Source organism: Chloroflexia bacterium SDU3-3, from assembly GCA_009268125.1.
Taxonomy (GTDB): Bacteria; Chloroflexota; Chloroflexia; order Chloroflexales; family Roseiflexaceae; genus SDU3-3.
Genome location: WBOU01000001.1, coordinates 691,811 through 709,930, shown reverse-complemented (window position 1 = coordinate 709,930; position 18,120 = coordinate 691,811). Strand labels below are relative to the sequence as shown.

12 protein-coding genes are annotated in these 18,120 nt (G+C 65.7%); 8 read left to right on the top strand and 4 right to left on the bottom strand.

The window, feature by feature from the left end:
* Nucleotides 1-223: 223 nt before the first annotated feature.
* The 4 genes from kdpC to F8S13_02900 all read left to right on the top strand — a co-directional run bounded on the left by kdpC (nucleotide 224) and on the right by F8S13_02900 (nucleotide 5,657).
* Nucleotides 224-829, top strand: coding sequence for a potassium-transporting ATPase subunit KdpC (gene kdpC / locus F8S13_02915; protein ID KAB8146047.1), 606 nt, complete (start codon nucleotides 224-226; stop codon nucleotides 827-829).
* Nucleotides 830-939: 110 nt separating this feature from the next.
* Nucleotides 940-3,651, top strand: a complete 2,712-nt coding sequence (locus F8S13_02910) for a sensor histidine kinase KdpD (protein ID KAB8146046.1) — start codon at nucleotides 940-942, stop codon at nucleotides 3,649-3,651.
* A 107-nt stretch (nucleotides 3,652-3,758) separates the two neighbouring features.
* Nucleotides 3,759-4,466 (top strand): response regulator, encoded by a 708-nt coding sequence (locus tag F8S13_02905; GenBank protein ID KAB8146045.1) that lies wholly within the window; start codon nucleotides 3,759-3,761, stop codon nucleotides 4,464-4,466.
* A gap of 318 nt (nucleotides 4,467-4,784) precedes the next feature.
* Nucleotides 4,785-5,657 carry an LLM class F420-dependent oxidoreductase gene (locus F8S13_02900; protein KAB8146044.1) on the top strand — a complete coding sequence of 291 codons (873 nt, stop codon included), beginning with the start codon at nucleotides 4,785-4,787 and terminating at the stop codon, nucleotides 5,655-5,657.
* A 41-nt stretch (nucleotides 5,658-5,698) separates the two neighbouring features.
* Here the strand turns inward: F8S13_02900 and F8S13_02895 are convergent, their stop codons facing one another.
* Entirely contained in the window at nucleotides 5,699-6,553 is an 855-nt protein-coding gene (locus F8S13_02895) for a DUF2726 domain-containing protein (protein ID KAB8146043.1), read from the bottom strand.
* A 464-nt stretch (nucleotides 6,554-7,017) separates the two neighbouring features.
* Between F8S13_02895 and F8S13_02890 the strand changes: the two genes are divergently transcribed.
* From F8S13_02890 to F8S13_02875, 4 genes are all read left to right on the top strand, one after another.
* On the top strand, nucleotides 7,018-7,839 hold the full coding sequence (locus F8S13_02890) for a polyprenol monophosphomannose synthase (protein KAB8146042.1): 822 nt from the start codon (nucleotides 7,018-7,020) through the stop codon (nucleotides 7,837-7,839).
* Nucleotides 7,840-7,900: 61 nt separating this feature from the next.
* Nucleotides 7,901-9,673: a glycosyltransferase gene (locus tag F8S13_02885; protein ID KAB8146041.1), complete on the top strand. Its 1,773-nt coding sequence runs from the start codon at nucleotides 7,901-7,903 to the stop codon at nucleotides 9,671-9,673.
* A 141-nt stretch (nucleotides 9,674-9,814) separates the two neighbouring features.
* Entirely contained in the window at nucleotides 9,815-12,535 is a 2,721-nt protein-coding gene (locus F8S13_02880; GenBank protein ID KAB8146040.1) for a phospholipid carrier-dependent glycosyltransferase, read from the top strand.
* Between the two features lie 326 nt (nucleotides 12,536-12,861).
* Entirely contained in the window at nucleotides 12,862-13,800 is a 939-nt protein-coding gene (locus F8S13_02875; GenBank protein ID KAB8146039.1) for an L-lactate dehydrogenase, read from the top strand.
* Between the two features lie 108 nt (nucleotides 13,801-13,908).
* Here F8S13_02875 and F8S13_02870 read toward each other — a convergent pair whose 3' ends face one another.
* The 3 genes from F8S13_02870 to F8S13_02860 form a co-directional block, all read right to left on the bottom strand.
* Complete coding sequence (locus F8S13_02870) at nucleotides 13,909-14,697, bottom strand: succinate dehydrogenase/fumarate reductase iron-sulfur subunit (GenBank protein ID KAB8146038.1); 789 nt, start codon at nucleotides 14,695-14,697, stop codon at nucleotides 13,909-13,911.
* Nucleotides 14,698-14,756: 59 nt separating this feature from the next.
* Entirely contained in the window at nucleotides 14,757-16,730 is a 1,974-nt protein-coding gene (locus F8S13_02865) for a fumarate reductase/succinate dehydrogenase flavoprotein subunit (GenBank protein KAB8146037.1), read from the bottom strand.
* 92 nt (nucleotides 16,731-16,822) lie between these two features.
* Nucleotides 16,823-17,527 (bottom strand): succinate dehydrogenase cytochrome b subunit, encoded by a 705-nt coding sequence (locus F8S13_02860; protein ID KAB8146036.1) that lies wholly within the window; start codon nucleotides 17,525-17,527, stop codon nucleotides 16,823-16,825.
* Nucleotides 17,528-18,120 lie beyond the last annotated feature (593 nt).

Sequence of the window (18,120 nt, the reverse complement as noted above, 5' to 3'; positions counted from 1 at the left end):
TTTTGGGCGTTCCTATGCTGTTCCCTGGCGGCTGACATTCGTGCATATGGCCAGTTTGCACGAGCGGCACCTTCGCCGCATGGGCCAGGTGGGTTTGATTTCCGTGCTGCATCAGGCACAGAGGCTCGCTCGCTGCGGCGCTCTGCCTGCGGGAGCAAGGAGCACATTGTTGTTCTATCGTTTGTATTTTCACAGATGGCATAGCTTTCTCGGAGCATTTTTAATGAATCTCACACGCCATATTCGCCCGGCCATCGTCTCGCTGGCTATCCTCACGCTGATCACGGGCGTGATCTACCCGCTGCTCATTACCGGCCTGTCGCAGGTGCTGTTTCCCTACCAGGCAAATGGCAGTATCATGCGCGATGCGCAGGGCCGCGCGCTCGGCTCGGAGCTGATCGGCCAGGAGTTTAGCGCGCCGCAGTACTTCTGGGGGCGGCTCTCGGCCACCGGCCCCGCGCCCTACACCGCGTTCAACGCCGCCACCCTCACCGGCTCGTCCGGCTCGAACTACGGCCCGCTGAACCCGGCGCTGGTGCAGGCCGCCCAGGCTCGAATTGACGCGCTGCGCGCCGCCGACCCCGGCAACAGCCAGCCCGTGCCGATAGATCTGGTCACGGCCTCGGCCAGCGGCCTCGACCCGCACATCAGCCCGGCAGCCGCCGCGTACCAGGTGGCCCGCGTGGCCCGCGCGCGCGGCCTGAGCCAGGGTGATGTGGAGGCGCTGGTGGGCCGCGCTACCGAGGGTCGCCAGCTGGGCGTGCTGGGCGAGCCGCGCGTGAACGTGCTGAAGCTCAACCTGGCGCTCGATGGCAAGATCCAGCTCTAGCCTAGCCCGACCGCGCCCTGATGGCCTGCGCTGCCTTTCTCCTCCCGCTGTGCGAGGGAGGAGATCGCTTGTGTTCTGCCCCGCGTAGGGGAGGTATGGCGAGGAATGACATGACATACGCGCGCCCCGACCCCGATGCGCTGCTGGCCCGCGTGCAGGCCGACACCCAGCGCCAGTCGCAGGGCCACCTCAAGATCTTCTTTGGCTCCTCGCCGGGGGTGGGCAAGACCTACGCCATGTTGGCCGAGGCCCACGAGCGCAGGGCCGCCGGGGCCGATGTGGTGGCGGGCGTGGTGGAGACCCATGGGCGGCGCGAGACCGAGGCCATGCTGGATGGCCTGGAGGTGCTGCCCCGCCACGATCTGGCGTATCGCGGGGTGACTCTGGCCGAGCTTGATATCGACGCGGCCCTGGCCCGCCGCCCGTCGCTCATTCTGGTGGATGAGCTGGCCCACACCAACGCGCCCGGCTCGCGCCACGCCAAGCGCTGGCAGGACGTCGAGGAGCTGCTCGATGCTGGGATCGACGTGTACACCACGGTGAATGTGCAGCATGTCGAGAGCCTGAACGACGTGGTGGCCCAGATCACCGGCGTGCAGGTGCGCGAGACGGTGCCCGACGTGGTGATCGAGCGCGCCGACAGCATCGAGCTGATCGACACCCCGCCCGACGAGGTGCTGCAGCGCATGCGCGAGGGCAAGGTCTACATCCCGCAGCAGGCCGAGCGCGCCGCCCAGAGCTTCTTCCGCAAGGGCAACCTGATCGCTCTGCGCGAGCTGGCGCTGCGCCGCACCGCCGAGCGGGTGGACGCCCAGATGCAGGACTACCGCGAGGATAAGGCCATCGCCGAGCCGTGGCCCGCCCGCGAGCGCCTGCTGGTCTGCATCAGCCCCGCGCCCGAGGCCATGCGCCTGGTGCGCGCCGGGCGGCGCATGGCCAGCCGCATGCGCGCGGCCTGGCTGGTGCTCTACGTCGAGCTGCCCGCCCACGCCCGCCTGCCCCAGGCCCGCCGCGACCACGTGCTGCAGGCCATCCGCCTGGCCGAGCAGCTGGGGGCCGAGACTGCCACCCGCAGCGCGGCCCGTGCGGGCGACGAGATCGCGGCCTACGCCCGCCAGCGCAACGTCAGCCGGATCATCGTGGGCAGGCCGCGCCGCCCGCGCTGGAAGGACGCGCTGTTTGGGTCGGTGGTGGATGACCTGCTGCGCCAGGTGAGCGGGATCGACGTGCAGGTGATCACCGACGAGGCCGAGGATACCCCGCCCATCGCCGAGGTGCCGCTTCACCCCACCAGCTCGGCCAGCGCCTACGGCTGGTCGGTGCTGGTGGTGGCGGTCTGCACCGTGCTGGCCTCCTTCACCCACCCCTTCTTCGAGTCGGCCAATCTGGTGATGATCTACCTGATGGGCGTGCTGCTGGCATCCACCAAGCTCGGGCGCGGGCCGTCGGTGCTGGCCTCGCTGCTCAGCGTGGCCGCGTTCGACTTCTTCTTCGTGCGCCCGTTCTTCACCTTCGCCGTCTCGGATGTGCAGTATATCTGGACCTTCGGGGCCATGCTGGCCGTCAGCCTAGTGTTCAGCACGCTCACCGTGCAGCTGCGCCAGCGCGCCGACTCCGCCGCCGCCCGCGAGCGCCGCACCGCCGCGCTCTACGCGCTCAGCCGCGCCCTGGTCAGCCAGCGCAGCATGGAGCAGCTGCTGCGCTCCACCGTGGTGCACGTGAGCGAGACCTTCGAGTGCCAGGCCGTGCTGCTGCTGCCGGTGGGCGGTGGGCGGCTTCAGCCCTGGGGCCAGCTGAGCGGCTGGTGGGGCGAGGGCATCACCACCCGCATGATCTTTGCGCCCGACGCATCCGAGCTGGGCGTGGCCCAGTGGGCCTTCGACCACGGCGAAATGGCTGGCCACGGCACCAACACCCTGCCGCTGGCCAGCGCGCTCTATGTGCCGCTGCGGGCCTCGCGCGGGGCGGTGGGCGTGCTGGGCGTGCGCGCGGGCGACATGCGCTCGCTGCTGGTGGCCGACCAGCGCCGCCTGCTGGAGGTGTTCTCCAACCAGATCGGCCTAGCCATCGAGCGCTTCTCCTTCGCCGACGAGGCCCGCCAAGCCCAGGTGCAGGTCGAGACCGAGCGCATCCGCGCCTCGCTGCTCTCCACCGTCTCGCACGATCTGCGCACGCCGCTGGCCACGATCACCGGCGCATCCAGCAGCCTGATCGAGGGCGGCCCCGCGCTGCCCGAGGACGTGCGCGCCGACCTGGCCCAGGCCATCCTCGCCGAGTCGGCCCGGCTCAGCCGCCTGGTCAGCAACCTGCTGGACATGACCCGCATCGAGTCGCGTGCGATCACGGTGGCCAAGGAGTGGCAGCCGCTGGAGGAGGTGGTGGGCGCTGCGCTCACCCGGCTGGATGCCCAGCTCGCCGCGCGCCCGCTGGATGTGGCCATACCCGACGATACGCCGCTGGTGCCGATCGACGGCGTGCTGATCGAGCAGGTGCTGGTCAACCTGCTGGAGAACGCGCTCAAGCACACCCCCGAGGGCACGCCGATCGCGATCGGCGTGGCACCGCAGGCGGGCGCGGTGCGGGTCGCGGTGGCCGACCGCGGGCCGGGCATCCCGACCGGCGAGGAGGCCCGCGTGTTCGAGAAGTTCTACCGCGCCTCGGGCGCGAGCCTGCACGGCTCGGGGCTGGGCCTGGCCATCTGCAAGGGCATCATCGACGCCCACGGCGGCCAGATCTGGGCCGAGCAGCGCCCCGGCGGCGGCGCGGTTTTCAGCTTCACCATCCCGCTGGATGGCCAGCCGCCCGCCCTGCCCGCCGAGTGAGCTGCTGGCGCGACATACCATGAGCCGACAGGCATTTTCCATGCTGGCGCAGATGCCTAGCCCGCTGGCAGGCACAGACCACGATCTGGTACGAGAGGAGCGACCGCATGACCGAGCTAGGCAGCCAGCCGCTGGTGCTGGTGATCGAAGACGAGGCCCCCATCCGGCGCTTCCTGCGCGCCACCCTGCAGGCCCACGAGTTTCGCTACCGCGAGGCGGTGACCGGCGGCGATGGCCTGCGTGCCGCCACGCTAGAGCAGCCCGACCTGATCATCCTCGACCTCGGCCTGCCCGACATCGACGGCCTCCAGGTCATCGCCGAGCTGCGCAGCTGGGCCAGCATCCCGATCATCGTGCTCTCGGCCCGTGGGCGCGAGCAGGACAAGATCGCCGCGCTCGACGCGGGCGCGGACGACTATCTGACCAAGCCGTTTGGCACCGGCGAGCTGCTGGCCCGCATCCGCGTGTCGCTGCGCCACCACGCCCGCAGCGCCCAGCCGCTGGCCGACACCGCCTTCCGCGTCGGCGGGCTGCGCGTCGATCTGGTGCGCCGCCACGTCTGGGTCGACGACGCCGAGGTCCACCTGACGCCGATCGAGTACCGCATGCTCAGCACGCTCATCCGCCACGCGGGCCAGGTCGTCACCCACCGCCAGCTGCTCACCGAGGTCTGGGGGCCGGGCTACGGCACCGAGGCCCAGTACCTGCGCGTCTACATCGGCCAGCTGCGCCGCAAGATTGAGCGCGAGCCAGCCCGCCCCTACTACCTGATGACCGAGCTGGGCGTGGGCTACCGCCTGCGCGACGAGGAGTGACCGCGCCCGCAGGCTGCTGTTTGGGAAAAGTGAGCCAGCCTTGGCCCGCGCGGCCTCGTCGCTGCGGTGCGGATCATGGCCAGCGGCAGCCGCGCGCCCACCTCGCGTGATGGGCCAGGCCGCTGCTGTCGCTGCGCTTTTGTATTTTTGGCCGCTCATCCCCTGCGCTTAGCGCTGAATCAGTGCGCAAAGCCCCATTCTTGCCCGAAATCTCTTGGTTCAGTACGATAACCGCGCTATTCGCACAGATCCTTCGCCTGTCGTATACTACGCCTGCCAAACGAGTTTTGGCTGCGTATCATAGAGGGGTACAACGACATGCGAGCTGGACTGACCATCTCACGCTTTCTCTGGCCCGGCGGCGACGCTCAGATCGGTGCGCACCTGATCGCGATAGGCCAAGCCGCCGAAGAGGCGGGCTTCGCCAGCATCTGGGCCATGGATCATTTCTTCCAGATCGGCTATGTGGGCCAGCCTGAAGACCCCATGCTCGAAGGCTACAGCGTGCTCAATTTCCTGGCCGCCGCCACGCGGCGCGTGCGGCTGGGCACCCTCGTCACCGGCGCGGCCTACCGCCACCCCGGCGTGCTGGTGAAGACCGTGACCAGCCTGGATGTGCTCTCGGGTGGGCGGGCCTACCTGGGCATCGGCGCGGCCTGGAACGATGTCGAGGCCCGCAGCCTGGGCATCCCGTTCCCGCCGCTCAAGGAGCGCTTCGAGCGCCTGGAGGAGACCCTGCAGATCGCCCACCAGATGTGGTCGGACAACCGCACGCCCTTTCACGGCGCGCACTACACGCTCGAAGACCCACTGTGCCACCCCCAGCCGATTTCGCGGCCCCGCCCGCGCATCCTAGTGGGCGGCGGCGGCGAGCAGAAGACCCTGCGGCTGGTGGCCCGGTACGCCGATGCCTGCAACCTGTTCGCTATGCCGGGGCCGGATGTGCTGCGCCACAAGCTGGATGTGCTGCGCGGCCACTGCGAGGCCGTCGGTCGCCCTTTCGAGGAGATCGAGCTGACCGCCATGGTCAACACCTTCCCCGGCCAGTCCGCATCCGAGATCGTAGCTACATGTCGCATGCTGGCGGGGCTAGGCTTCCACCACGTGATCTTCGACATCCCCATGGCCCACGACCTGTCCACTATCGCGCAGTTTGGCCGCGAGATCCTGCCCGAGCTGGCGGCGCTTTAGCCCTTGGCGTGCGGTGCCTGGGCACTGTGTCAAGGGGCCGTCTAGCTTGACCTAGCGCCGCACGCCGGGCAGAACGCCACGCCCTGCGGCATGTCGCGCAGGCACGAGCGGCAGCGCACCGCCACCACAGCGCCCACCTCGCGCACCTCGGCGGCGATCGGCGTCAGCCAGCCGCCCGCCACAGGTGCGCCTGCTGCTGCGACGCTGGCGGCTGCCACGGGCTGTGTTCGCATGTTCAGCTTGACGCGGATGGCCTCGCGGATCTGCTGGGCGTCGTAGCTGCGCTGCCAGCGCACATGCAAAATGGGCATGCCCACCTCGCCCAGCGTGCTGTCCACAAACGCATCGCGGGCCTGGCGGTCGGGCCGGTCGTGCGAGCGGTCATCCAGCTCGATCACCAGACGCGGTGCGGTGGTGGCCGTGTCGCATAGGACAAAATCGACACACTTGGCCTGGATGCGGTAGAAATCGTACTGGTTCTGCTTGCGGTTACGCGCGGTTGGGTGCACAAGATTGGCCAGCCGCACCTGCGGGCAGATCATCATATGGTCGGGCGCGGCCTCGCGCAGCACGGCCAGGAAGGACTGCTCGGCGGGGGTGAGTAGGGTGGTGACAGCCGCGTAGGATGCGCTGCGCGGCCCTTTAGGCGGGTGGTCTGGCGGCGCGGAGAGCTGCTGGGCGAGAAACTGCTGTGGCGCAAGCTCGGCGGGTGGGCGCGCAGGTATCGCCGCCGCCTGGTGCACGGGGGCGGCAGCGGGGCGCTTGGCCTGGGTGGCTGCTGGCCGCCTGAGCTGCGGCGCTGGCTTTCTAGGCCGGGTCAGCCAGAATGCACAGAGTACGACAATGCCCAGGCTTCCGATCAGGAGCGCAACCAACAAGGTGATCTGTGAATGCATAGGTTTGTTATCTTTTTCGTATGGAACAGAGCAGATTGTACCATACCTTCTTTGGGCCGCAAACGGTAGAATTTTGCATCAGGTCACGTTTCTGCACATTTTTAATCGATAATGCGGAAACGATCTGCGGTTGCTTTGCTTCTATTTGCTCACAGAACCGCATTCATCCGTGCTTTTTTAAAGCGGGTATGCCGAGGGCCGCTTTGCTCGACCCTTGTATATACGATTGAGAAGCCGTAAAACCGTATTTACCATTATTAAATAATGTATAAATTCCCTCACAGTATTGACTATCACCATGAGCCTCCGCTATGATACACTCACGGTGTCAGGGAATCTCAAGTATTTTGCCTGACAAATATTTGTAGCCACAAAGGAAAGAGTTCATAAAGCTACCCAAATAAAGATGCGATGTCGCATGTGCTGATGGATGGCACGCTGTCGCACAGAAAGGATGCCGTAGGATGAACACCGATTGCTCAACCCCCAGCTACACACCTGCCCCAGCGTCTCTGTTCCCTATTGACGTGCCGCACTCGTGTCTTGTCGTTATTCCCACCTACAACGAGGCGCTCAATATCGAGCGATTGCTTGCCGAGGTTCTGGCCCAGGGTGCAGCCTTCGATGTGCTGGTGGTGGATGACGCCTCGCCCGATGGCACTGGCGATCTTGTGGCCGCCATGGCCGCGCAGAGCGACCGCATCCAGCTGCTGCGGCGCGCGGGTAAGCAGGGCCTTGGCACGGCCTATATCGCGGGCTTTCGCTATGGCCTTCAGCGTGGCTACCGCTTTGTGTGCGAGATGGATGCCGATTTCTCGCACCAGCCCTGCTACCTGCAGCAGATGCTGGCCCTGGCCGCCGACCGCTACGATGTGGTGCTCGGCTCGCGCAATATTCGCGGCGGCCACGCCGAAAACTGGAGCCTGATGCGCCATATCATCAGCAAGGGTGGCAGCCTCTACGCCCGGCTGGTGCTGGGCATGCCTATCCGCGACTGCACCGGCGGCTATAAGTGTTTCCGCACCGATGCCCTGCGGGCGGTGAATATCGATCGGCTTCAGTCCAGCGGCTACGCCTTCCAGGTCGAGATGAACTACCGCTGCTTCCTGGCCGGTCTGCGGATCTGCGAGATCCCGATCATCTTCCCCGACCGTGTGGCTGGCGCTTCCAAGATGTCGCGCAGCATTGTGCGCGAGGCCGCCCTGATGGTGCTTCGCCTGCGCTTCCAGTCGCTCGTTGCCCACCGCCGCAAGTCTCCGCTGCATCTTGGCACCAGCCACAAGTAGGCGCGATACAAAATTAAACGCACCTATCTCGCATACATCTACCTGATAACACGAGAAATATATGAGAAATGCACACATTTCGCGTCAGAAAAATCACTATCTTGCAAGCATCGGAATCGCCGCACTGACGATAAATACTATTGCGCTCATGCTGCTACGCGAACAAGTGCATCTTCCTATGCTTGAAGCATCGCTCATCTCCAGTGAAATCGGTCTTATCCACACCTATCTGCTGCACTGCGCCTTTATGTTTCACCACGAGGCCACCGGGGTGAAGCATCTGACGCTCTTCCACGGGATGGCATGCGCAACGATGGCGCTCACCAGCATGTTGCTGTCTGCTATCGTATCAATGCTTGGCATCGCCTACCCGGTCAGCAACCTGCTTGCGGTTGCTGTGGCGTCGGGCGTCAACTATCTGCTTTTTTCACATTGGCTCTGGCCGGGCCTGCCTGCCAGTTCCAATCAGCCAACTATGATACGAAAAAGCTTTCTTCGCAGCTGGCGAGCATGGGTGGCCTATGGTGCTGTGGGGGCTGGGATGGTGGGTGTGCTGCTGCTGATCCACTGGCTGGCCAATGGGCAGTGGCAGGCCTATGTGATCCTTGGGCTGATCTTCTTCATGCTGTTTCAGTCGCTTTCCTCGCTCTACCTGATGCTCTACACCTGGGAGAAGCCCGAGCGCCTGGCGGCGAGCGGCGGCCCCACCAGCTACGAGCCAGCTCGCACCAGCTTCGCTGTGCTGCTGCCCGCCCGCCACGAAGAGGCGGTGATCTACCAGACCATCCACAAGGTCTGGGCGGCCAGCTACCCGCACGATCTGCTTGAGGTGGTGGTGATCTGCCACAGCGATGATTTGGGCACCATCGCCGAGGCCAGGCGCGCTATCGCCGAGATCGGCTCGCCGCGCATCTGGGTCGAGGTCTTCGCCGATGGCCCGATCAACAAGCCGCACGGCCTGAACATCGGCCTGCGCCGCACGCACAATCAGGTGGTCACGATCTTCGACGCCGAGGATGATATCGACGCGCAGATCTTCAACGTGATCAACACAGTGATGCTGCGCGAGCAGGTGGGCGTGGTGCAGGCGGGCGTGCAGCTGATGAACTACACCGATCACTGGTTCAGCTGCCACAACTGCCTAGAGTACTTCTTCTGGTTCAAGAGCCGCCTGCACTTCCACGCCCACCATGGCATGGTGCCGCTGGGCGGCAACACAGTGTTCCTCCGCCGCGATCTGCTGGAGCAGGTCGGCGGCTGGGACGAGCAGTGCCTCACCGAGGATGCCGATATCGGCATCCGCCTGAGCATCCTGGGCGAGCCGATCCGCGTGGTCTATGATGCCCAGCACGTCACCCGCGAGGAGACGCCCGACACCGCCGAGCAGTTTATCAAGCAGCGCACCCGCTGGCACCAGGGCTTCCTGCAGGTGCTGGCCAAGGGCGACTGGCTGCGGCTGCCGACGCTGGCCCAGCGGCTGCTGGCGGTCTACACCCTCTCCTACCCGCTGTTCCAGGGCTTCCTGCTGCTGTTGTGGCCGGCGATGCTGCTGTCGGTGCTGTGGCTGCGGCTGCCGCTGGGCGTGACGCTGGTGTCGTTCCTGCCGCTGTACGCCTTTGTGATGCAGTTTGTGGTCTCGGTGATCGGCGCGTGGATGTTCTCGCGCGAGTTCAAGCTGCGCTTCCCGCTCTGGCTGCCCGTGCAGATGGCGCTCACCTACGTGCCCTACCAGCTGATGATGGGCCTCAGCGCGGTGCGCGCTATCTGGCGTGAGACCCGCCGCGAGACCGGCTGGGAGAAGACCCGCCACCTAGGCGCACACCGCCGCGCCTAGCCCTTTTTCCCCACGTCATAGGCTGCGATCTGGCCCATTGTCACACGCTCCCTGCTGTGGGCCGGCGCTAGCTTTGGCTTGAATAAATCGTTGGGCATAATAAATAACATCTCAAGATCATTCTAGTACAGAGGTAACGCTATGACCCCTCGCTCTCACGCAATCACTACCGTATCGGGACAGGCGGACGAAATGACCGGTGCTGCTCAGTCGGCCAGCGGCTGGCTGGCGCGCCACGCCGAGCTGCTGTGGGCGATCGCGCTGGTGCTGCTGGCGGCGCTGGCCCATGGCTACAACATGTTCCACTTCCCCTACTTTGAAAGCGATGAGGGCACCTACATGGCGCAGGCGTGGTCGCTGATCAACCACCGCCAGCTGGCCCCATACACCTACTGGTACGACCACGCGCCGGGCGGCTGGGTGCAGCTGGCGCTGTGGGTGCAGTTCACCGGCGGCATGTACAGCCTGGGTGGCCCACTGGTGACTGGCCGCCTGCTCATGTTTCTGATGCAGGTGGGCGCGGTGGCTATGGTCTATGCGATCACCCGGCGCGTCTCCGGCAGCGTGATGGCGGCCACTATCGCCACCCTGGCCTTCTCACTCTCGGGCTATGGGCTGTACTACCACCGCCGCATCCTGCTGGATAATATCGCCACGTTCTGGATGCTGGCCAGCCTGGCGCTGCTGGTCTGGCCGAAACCCTCGCTCAGCCGGATCTGGCTCAGCGCCGCGGCCCTCGGTATCTCTATTCTCTCGAAGGAGCTGACGATCTTCCTCATCCCCGCGCTGGCCTGCGTGGTGGCCTGCCAGACCAAAGGCGCGCAGCGCTGGATGGCGGTGATCGGCTGGGTGACGATCGTGTGCTGCCTGTTCTCGCTCTACCCGCTGCTGGCCTTCCTGAAGGGCGAGCTGCTGCCCAGCGGCACCACCGCTGGCGGGATCGACTCGCACGTGAGCCTGATCGGCTCGCTGGCCTACCAGTCGGCGCGCGAGCGCGATGCGGGGCTGCTCTCGCTGCACAGCGGGGTGTGGAGCGCCATCCGCACCTGGCGGCAGGAGGAGCCGCTGCTGCTGGTGGGCGGCCTGGCCGCGATGCTGGCATCGCTGGTTATGCTGCCCTGGCGGCGTACGCTGGGCATGGTGGCGCTGATGGCGCTGTCGCTGTGGCTGTTCATCGGGCGCGGCGGGGTGACGCTGCCCTTTTACCTCGTGCCGCTGCTGCCGCTGCAGGCCATCTGCCTCGGCGCGGTGCTGGGGATGGCGCTCGATGCCATGCGCCACGGCCTCGCACGCATGGGTGCCCGCGCTGCCCAGGCGGCCACGCTTGGCCGCGTGGCGGCGGTGGCCGCATGCCTGTGGTGTATCTCGCTCAGCTACCACAACCCCCACCTAGAGTTTCGCTACGACACGCTCTCGCTCTGGCGCAGCAAGCAGGCCGATGTGCACGCCGCCGCCGCCGCCTGGGTGCGCGCCAACATCCCGCACGATGCCAAGATCGTGATCGATCAGTCGATGTGGCTCGACCTGCACGCCGCGCCCGATGGTCAGGCCTTCCCCAATGCGCACTACTACTGGAAGGTGAGCGACGACCCGGCCATCCGCAACGGTGTGTTTGGCGGCGACTGGCGCTCGATCGACTATATCATCACCACCAACCAGATGCTGGGCGACGCCAGCCGCATGCACGACCCGCTGCTCGATCAGGCGCTGGCCGCCGCCATCCCGCTGAAGACCTTCGACATGGGCGCATGGCCAGTGAGCGTGTATATGATGCACAGCCCCAGTGTGCCCCAGGCCGCGAGTATCATGCGCGACTCGTGGGCGAGCTACCGCAGCGCCTTTATCGAGGGCGGGCGGGTGATCGACCGGGGCGCTGGCGGCAAGACCACATCCGAGGGCCAGTCCTACGCTATGCTGCGGGCGATATTTATCGACGACCGCGCCACCTTCGATCAGGTGTGGGGCTGGACCAAGGCCAACCTGCAGCAGCCGAATGGCCTGCTGGCCTGGCTGTGGGACAAGCTGCCCAGCGGCGAGTACGGCGTGGCCGACCGTGGCGCGGCCAGCGATGCCGATCAGGATGTCGCGCTGGCGCTGCTGTTCGCCAGCCGCCGCTGGGACGAGCCTCGCTACGCCGACGAGGCGCGGCAGATCATGCGCGGCATCTGGAGCGACCTGACGGTCGATGTGCGTGGCCAGCGCGTGCTGGCGGCTGGCGCGTGGGCCACAGCGGGTGACCCCGTGGTGAACCCCTCGTACCTCGCGCCCTACGCCTACCGCATCTTTGCGCAGGCCGACCCTGGCACGCCCTGGGATGAGCTGACTGAGAGCAGCTACCAGATCCTGGCTCAGATCCGCAGCGATGCGCGCTTTGGCAAGGGGAGCGGCACCGTGCCCAACTGGATCGCCCTAGATGCGACGACCGGCACGATCAAGCCCGCGCCACAGTTTGGCGAGTACGCCGACCAGTTCTCCTACGATGCCAGCCGCACCCCGTGGCGTGTCGCGCTCGACTGGCAGTGGTTCCACGACCCGCGCGCCGCCGAGGCCCTCGCGGGTATGGATCTGCCATCGCGGGCCTTCCAGCGCGATGGCAAGCTGGCCGCAGCCTACGATGCCGATGGCAGTGTGGCCTCGCCCTACGAGTCGATCTCGATGTACGCGGGCGCGATCGGCCAGCTGATGTTTAGCGATAGCCCCGAGCTGGCCGAGCAGGTCTACCAGCAGAAGATCGCGCGGGCCTACCATACCTCGCCCGCCGGGTCGTACTGGGGCGAGAAGGACAACTACTACGACCAGAACTGGGCCTGGTTCGCCACCGGGCTGCTGTCGCACCAGCTGGAGAACCTGTGGGCCAAGTAGCCTAGCGGCCAGCGTCGCCATGTCCAACGGCCCGGGGCGAAGGCCTCGGGCCGTTGGAGTGTAAATAGTTTCTCTTTGTTAAGAGGGTGTGATCACGCGGCGATACTATTTTCTGCTGCGCTAGGAAATAATCTGGCTGGCCTACCACCGCCTCGTATAGCCTGATACTTTTTTCACATGTCAAGAGAAAAGCGACCTATTTTGTTTACGTCGCTTTTCTGGTAGCATACGTACTAAGATGTAAGTCAGCCTTTAAGCGCCGCGTCGCCCGCCTGCTGTGAGCCATCGCAGCCCGCCGCGACCGGGCAGCGGAAGGAGTTGGTCCTATGAACGCGACCGGAAAAGTTGGTCTCGTAGGCACGGGGTTTGTCGGCGCATCCTTCGCGTACTCGCTGATGCAGCAGGGCACGGCGAACGAGCTGGTGCTGATCGATGTGGACAACGCACGCGCCGAGGGCGAGGCTATGGACCTGAACCACGGCCTGCCGTTTGTCGGCCCCATGAAGATCTACGCGGGCGACTACTCGGCGCTGGCCGGGGCCGAGGTGACGGTGATCACCGCAGGCCTGAACCAGAAGCCCGGCGAGACCCGCCTGGAGCTGCTGAGCAAGAACGCCGCGATCATGCGCTCGATCATCCCCGAGGTGGTGAAGTACAACCCCGATGGTCTGATCCTGATCGCCTCGAACCCGGTCGACATCATGACCTACATCGCCTGCGAGACGGCGGGCCTGCGCCCCGGCCAGGTGATCGGCTCGGGCACGATCTTGGACACGGCGCGCTTCCGCTACCTGCTGAGCGAGTACTACCAGGTTGACCCGCGCAGCGTGCATGCCTATATCATCGGCGAGCACGGCGACAGCGAGCTGGCGGTCTGGAGCTTGGCCAACATCGCGGGCGTGCGCCTGCGAGACTTTGTCGGCTCGAACGGGCGCGGCTACGATCAGGCCGCCATGGACGACATCCTGTTCCAGACCCGCAACGCCGCCTACGAGATCATCCGCCGCAAGAAGGCCACCTACTACGCCATCGGCCTGGGCCTGCATACGCTGGTGGAGTCCATCCTGAAGGATCGCCACAGTGTGCTCACGGTCAGCACGCCGCTACACGGCCAGTTCGGGGTCGAGGGCATGGCGATCAGCCTGCCCTCGATCGTGAGCCGCAGCGGCATGGAGGAGGTGCTGAACATCCAGCTGGCGAAGGACGAGATCGAGGCCTTCCAGCGCTCGGCGCAGACCCTGAAGGAGAACTACGCCAAGCTGTAGCGCTTGGTCTAGGCCGCCAGTGGTCGGCAGCACGCCTGCGTGGCGGGACGCACAGCAATGCCGGATGGAGTATGCTCCATCCGGCATTGCTGTGCGTCTGTCGTTGGGCTACTTGGACTTGCCCACCGGCTCCTGGCGGCGGCGCTTCTTGCCGCCGTGGCTCACGGTGGCCGCGATCAGCTCGCGGTTGAGCTTGGCGATGAAGTCGAGGCTGATCTCCTTCGGGCAGACCGCCGAGCACTCGCCGTAGTTGGTGCAGCCACCGAAGCCCTCGGCGTCCATCTGCTGCACCATGTCGAGCACGCGCTCGGCGCGCTCGGGCTGGCCCTGGGGCAGCAGCGCCAGCTGCGAGACCTTGGCCGAGGTGAACAGCATGGCCGAGGCGTTGGGGCAGGCCGCCACGCACGCGCCGCAGCCGATGCAGGCGGCGGCATCCATGGCCAGGTCGGCGTTCTCCTTGGGGATCGGGATCGCGTTGGCCTCGGGGGCGCTGCCCGTCGAGACCGAGGTGAAGCCGCCGGCCTGGATGATCCGGTCGAACGCGCTGCGGTCGACGATCAGATCCTTCAGCACCGGGAAGGAGCGCGCGCGCCACGGCTCGATGGTGAGCGTCTCGCCATCGTGGAAGCTGCGCATGTGCACCTGGCATGCCGTCACGCCCTTGCCGGGGCCGTGGGCCACGCCGTTCACCATCACACCGCACGAGCCACAGATGCCCTCGCGGCAGTCGTGGTCGAACGCGATCGGCTCCTCGCCCTTGTTGGTCAGCTCCTCGTTGACCACGTCGAGCATCTCCAAGAAGGACATCTCGGTGCTGACGTTTTTGGCCTGGTAGGTGACCATCTTCCCCGGCGAGTTGGCGTCCTTCTGTCGCCAGACGTTGAGTGTAAGATCCATGGTGTATCTCCGTGTCGGGCGGCGCGCTGGCGCGGGGCCAGCCGCGCCGCCCTGGCTCTCTACTTGTAGCTGCGCTGCGACGGGTGGACGTACTCGAACTCAAGCGGCTCCTTGTGGAGCACCGGGGTCTTGCCCACGCCGGTGAACTCCCAGGCGGCGACATACGAGAAGTTCTCGTCGTCGCGCAGCGCCTCGCCCTCGGGGGTCTGGCTCTCCTCGCGGAAGTGGCCGCCGCAGGACTCGGTGCGGTGCAGGGCGTCCACGCACATCAGCTCGGCCAGTTCCAGGAAGTCGGCCACGCGGCCCGCGCGCTCCAGCGACTGGTTGAGGTCGCTATCGCTGCCGGGCACGTTCACGTTCTCCCAGAACTCGGCGCGGATCTCGGGGATGCGCTCCAGCGCGTGCTTGAGGCTGGCGTCGGTGCGGCCCATGCCGCAGTCATCCCACATGATCTTGCCCAGCTCCTTGTGGAAGGAGTCGACAGTGCGCTTGCCCTTGATGTTGAGCAGCCGCTTCACCTGCGCGTCGGCCTCGTTCTGCACCTGGCGGACCGCCTCGTGGTTGGTGTCAACCTTCTCCTGCTTGGTCTGGGCCAGGTAGTTGCCCACGGTGTTGGGCAGCACGAAGTAGCCATCGGCCAGGCCCTGCATCAGCGCCGACGCGCCGAGGCGGTTCGCGCCGTGGTCGGAGAAGTTGGCCTCGCCCGCCACGAACAGGCCCGGGATGGTGGACATCAGCTCGTAGTCGACCCACAGGCCGCCCATGGTGTAGTGCACGGCGGGGAAGATGCGCATCGGCTGCTCGTAGGGGTTCTCGGCGGTGATGTGGTGGTACATGTCGAAGAGATTGCCGTAGCGCTCCTCGATCGTGCCCTTGCCCAGGCGGTTGATCGCCTCGGCGAAGTCCAGGTACACGCCCAGGCCGGTGGTGCCCACGCCGCGGCCCTCATCGCACACCATCTTGGCATTGCGCGAGGCCACGTCGCGCGGCACCAGGTTGCCGAACGAGGGGTAGCGGCGCTCCAGGAAGTAGTCGCGCTCGGCCTCGGGGATGTCCTGTGGGCGGCGCTTGTCGCCTGCCTGCTTGGGCACCCAGATGCGGCCGTCGTTGCGCAGCGACTCGGACATCAGGGTGAGCTTCGACTGGTAGTCGCCAGACACCGGGATGCAGGTTGGGTGGATCTGGGTGAAGCAGGGGTTGCCGAACAGCGCGCCCTTGCGGTGCGCCCGCCAGATCGCGGTGGCGTTGCAGCCCTTGGCGTTAGTCGAGAGGTAGAACACGTTGCCGTAGCCGCCGGTGCAGAGCACCACGCAGTCGCCCACGTGCGACTCGATCTTGCCGGTGACCATGTCGCGCACCACAATGCCGCGCGCCTTGCCATCCACCAGCACCAGGTCGACCATCTCGGTGCGGGGGAACATCTTCACGGTGCCCGCGCCGATCTGGCGCGAGAGCGCCTGGTACGCGCCCAGCAGCAGCTGCTGGCCGGTCTGGCCACGGGCGTAAAACGTGCGGGAGACCTGCGCGCCGCCGAACGAGCGGTTGTCGAGGGTGCCGCCGTACTCGCGGGCGAAGGGCACGCCCTGGGCCACGCACTGGTCGATGATGTTCACGCTGACCTCGGCCAGGCGGTACACGTTCGACTCGCGGGCGCGGAAGTCGCCGCCCTTGACGGTGTCGTAGAACAGGCGGTAGACGCTGTCGCCGTCGTTGCGGTAGTTCTTGGCGGCGTTGATGCCGCCCTGGGCCGCGATCGAGTGGGCGCGGCGCGGGCTATCCTGGTAGCAGAAGCACTTGACGTTGTAGCCCATCTCGCCCAGCGAGGCGGCGGCGGCGGCGCCCGCCAGGCCCGAGCCGACCACGATCACGGTGAACTTGCGGCGGTTGGCCGGGTTCACCAGCTTCATGTCGAACTTATGCTGCTCCCAGCGCTGCTCGATCGGCCCCGTGGGGATCTTCGAGTTCAGCAGCGGGTCGCGGAACTCGGTTGCTGGCCGAACATCGACCGGGTTCGTTTTCGTATCAGTAGCCATTACGTTATCTCCGTGAATTCAGGAGTATGGAGTCCGTAGGTGCGCATGCGCTGCGCGCTCGAAGCCGACGTGCTGTGCCTGAATTCTCGCTACTAGTGCACAAGGCCAAGCAGAACCGCCAGCGGCACCGAGATGAAGCCGCAGAAGCAGACGGCCGCGACCGCCACCGACAGGCCGTGCCAGAAGGTGTTGAAGCGCTTGCTGTTCAGGCCCAGGGTCTGCACCATGCTCCACACGCCGTGGTAGAGGTGCATGCCCAGCGCGCCCATGGCCAGGATGTAGAACAGGGTGGCCGGCCACGACTGGAAGGCGTTGACGACGTTCTGGTAGGTCTGGAAGCCCTCGGCGCTCTCGTGGATGAAGGGTGTGGTGGTGCTCCAGCCGACCATGCCGCCGGTGAGGTGCAGCAGGTGGTAGATCACGAAGAACAGGATGATCAGGCCGCCCCAGCGCATAGTCGAGGAGGCGAAGCTCGCCTGAAGCATCTTCTTGTTGGCGTAGTGCACGGGCCGACCCGAGAGATCGCGGCGGGTGAGCTGGTAGGCCATGGCCACGTGGACGATGATCGCGACCAGCATGACGATGCGGAAGATCCATAGCAGCAGCTCGCGCGGGAACAGCGGCTCGCCGACATCGCGCAGGAAGCCCGCGTAGGTGTTGAGCGCCTCGGGCCCAAGGAATGCCTTGAGGTTCCCGACCATGTGGGCCACCACGAAGCCCACGAGCAGGATGCCCGAGAGCGCCATGAGAACCTTTTTCCCAATCGTTGATCGATAAAATGTTGCGACAGCGGCCATATTCGATGCCTCCAAATCAAGCCAGCAACAGATTCCAAATGCCCTACCTGCTGTGGTGGGGCGGTGCTTGACACGGTATGCGGGGGCCACCTGCCCCCGCATCAGCCGATGTCGGTCCTCTCATGCGCTACGTTTGGCGCAGCGCCGACCTCCCATTGCGCAGCAGCCCAGCGGGGCCGCACGCTCTCTTGACGATAGTCTACCAGAAGAATTCGTGTTTGGAGGTAGCGAACTGTTGCCGCCCGGTCATTGGATCGCAACGACTTTGCGCGCTGGCAAGGGATGTGGCGCATCGGCATGCCATGGTAAGGCACCATGGTATGCGTCGCTCGGTCGTCGCTGATCCATATGGCGGTGATCATAGGGCGCTAGCTCCATGCGGGCGGCACGGCCACGGCGGCAGAAGGCAGGCTTGGTCGCGCCGCTTATCTCGTGACTGTTTGATCTGAGCCAGGCTCAGATCGCATGTGTGAAGCGTTTAACCTGAGGTATTATACGGCGTTGTGCCGCTCTGCGCAAGAATGGCTGGGGATGCTCTGGCGATGACTCATGGCTTCAGGATGCGGAGTTTGCCCCGCACCCTGAAGGAGGCC

Coding starts and splice junctions, on each gene's coding strand:
- F8S13_02865 (KAB8146037.1), bottom strand. CDS start 16,730: ATGGCTACTGATACGAAAACGAACCCGGTCGATGTTCGGCCAGCAACC.
- F8S13_02895 (KAB8146043.1), bottom strand. CDS start 6,553: ATGCATTCACAGATCACCTTGTTGGTTGCGCTCCTGATCGGAAGCCTG.
- kdpC (KAB8146047.1), top strand. CDS start 224: ATGAATCTCACACGCCATATTCGCCCGGCCATCGTCTCGCTGGCTATC.
- F8S13_02870 (KAB8146038.1), bottom strand. CDS start 14,697: ATGGATCTTACACTCAACGTCTGGCGACAGAAGGACGCCAACTCGCCG.
- F8S13_02885 (KAB8146041.1), top strand. CDS start 7,901: ATGAGAAATGCACACATTTCGCGTCAGAAAAATCACTATCTTGCAAGC.
- F8S13_02910 (KAB8146046.1), top strand. CDS start 940: ATGACATACGCGCGCCCCGACCCCGATGCGCTGCTGGCCCGCGTGCAG.
- F8S13_02890 (KAB8146042.1), top strand. CDS start 7,018: ATGAACACCGATTGCTCAACCCCCAGCTACACACCTGCCCCAGCGTCT.
- F8S13_02880 (KAB8146040.1), top strand. CDS start 9,815: ATGACCCCTCGCTCTCACGCAATCACTACCGTATCGGGACAGGCGGAC.
- F8S13_02905 (KAB8146045.1), top strand. CDS start 3,759: ATGACCGAGCTAGGCAGCCAGCCGCTGGTGCTGGTGATCGAAGACGAG.
- F8S13_02860 (KAB8146036.1), bottom strand. CDS start 17,527: ATGGCCGCTGTCGCAACATTTTATCGATCAACGATTGGGAAAAAGGTT.
- F8S13_02875 (KAB8146039.1), top strand. CDS start 12,862: ATGAACGCGACCGGAAAAGTTGGTCTCGTAGGCACGGGGTTTGTCGGC.
- F8S13_02900 (KAB8146044.1), top strand. CDS start 4,785: ATGCGAGCTGGACTGACCATCTCACGCTTTCTCTGGCCCGGCGGCGAC.